The following is a 1,560-nucleotide window of genomic DNA, read 5'->3' as shown; positions in this document are numbered from 1 at the left end:
ATTAGAAAGGATGACGTTTTTTATGAATCTTTCGATTCAAAGTGAACTCCAATTATTTGCTGAAGAATTACATCGATATCTTACACTTTAGAAGAGCTTGCTAGAAAACTAGCTTTTGTACAACGGAAACGTAAGTTTTCAGGTCATGATTTGGTTACTCACAATATAAAAAGCTCAAATTTCTAAGCATTTAAATTCAGAGTGTTTTTTTCATTACTCCATAAACAGCTTCTTTTTTATCGAATGTGTATTTTATTTCGGTATAACAGGGACCCAGAGTTCATGTCTCGGTTTATGTTTCGGACCGTAATAACATTCTATGCACGGTAAATTCGCAAGTTCATACTCAGAGGTTGGGACCCACTCAGAATATAAGCGTTTCCATGCATCCACTATGTTCGGAAAAACTGCCCATGTACTTGCAGGAATAATTAATGTTTCCATATCAGCTGATACTTCCCCATCATACCTTACACCCATAAAGTAGGAAAATTCTTCATCTGTTATGGCGGCTTCTTTTCCACAAACCCCCAAAAGGCTTTCAAGCGTGCATTTTGGATTTTCCCATGACATATCTATTAATTCTTGCATAAATCCGTCTTTTTTCGCAGTGTTCCAAAGTGTAGGGATTTTTTTAAATGCGCTGCTTGTTTTTACAGGTTTACTCTTTCCTACAATTCTTAACTCAAAATCGAGGTTTTCAATTCTGTAATCCATCTCGGTACCTCCTTTAATAGAAATTTGGAAGGAAATTTTCGGAAAGGCTTTTAACTGTACTCCTTTATTACGAGCATTAGAAGGGGTTATTCCATGCATTTTTTTAAAAGCACGTGAGAAAGCATCGGAAGAAACATAACCGTATTTAATTGCTACATCGATGATCCGAATATCACTTTTTTGAATTTCAAATGCTGCAAGCGTTAAACGTCTTCGTCTAATATATTCTGAAAGCGACACACCTGAGATTGAAGAAAACATTCTTGAAAAATGAAACTCAGAGCAATTAGCTGCCTTTGCAATCTTCTTGTAATCTATTTCTTCATCCAAACTATTCTCAATGTAGTCCAATGCATTATTCATTCTTTCTAGCCAATCCATAAGTTTACTTCCTTTCAAATATTTACTTTAATACATAATAGATAATAATAACCGACATTTCATGCCTAAAAATGTCGGTACAAAAAATACACCCTTTAATAGAATGTAAAATAAGGGTGAACTATTTGTTCACCGGTGTTTATATATTCTTTTTATTTACTTTTATTATTTCTCTTTTATAACTTTTATAATATTCTAACATAACTTGTCGATTCCTTTATATAAAATCACCATTTTAATTCTAGGGTAATTTATTGAAAATAATTTATATTCTTATCTTTTTCTAGGTAACTTGTTTAGAAAGGATAACGTCTTTTATGAATCTTTCGATTCAAGATGAATTACGGTTCTGTTGCAAAGTTTGAAAAAAGCATAAACAGGTTGGTAAATGAGGAACAATTTTTAGGAAGTAGCTAGTAATTGTCGAAGTTCATTGTACGTTGAAAAGGCGGAGTCTCTTTG

General features: G+C 32.9%; 1 protein-coding gene. It reads right to left on the bottom strand.

Annotated elements, in window-relative coordinates:
* Positions 1–252 precede the first annotated feature (252 nt).
* On the bottom strand, positions 253–1,098 hold the full coding sequence (locus LOK41_RS28085; protein WP_241819366.1) for an AraC family transcriptional regulator: 846 nt from the start codon (positions 1,096–1,098) through the stop codon (positions 253–255).
* Between the last annotated feature and the right edge of the window lie 462 nt (positions 1,099–1,560).

The organism is Bacillus sp. TL12, from assembly GCF_022625245.1.
In the GTDB taxonomy this organism is placed as follows: domain Bacteria; phylum Bacillota; class Bacilli; order Bacillales; family Bacillaceae_G; genus Bacillus_A.
This window is presented reverse-complemented; position numbering and strand designations above follow the sequence as displayed.

What these genes read in the sequence shown, in the direction of transcription:
- LOK41_RS28085 (WP_241819366.1), bottom strand. Translation starts at nt 1,098, where the DNA reads ATGGATTGGCTAGAAAGAATGAATAATGCATTGGACTACATTGAGAAT.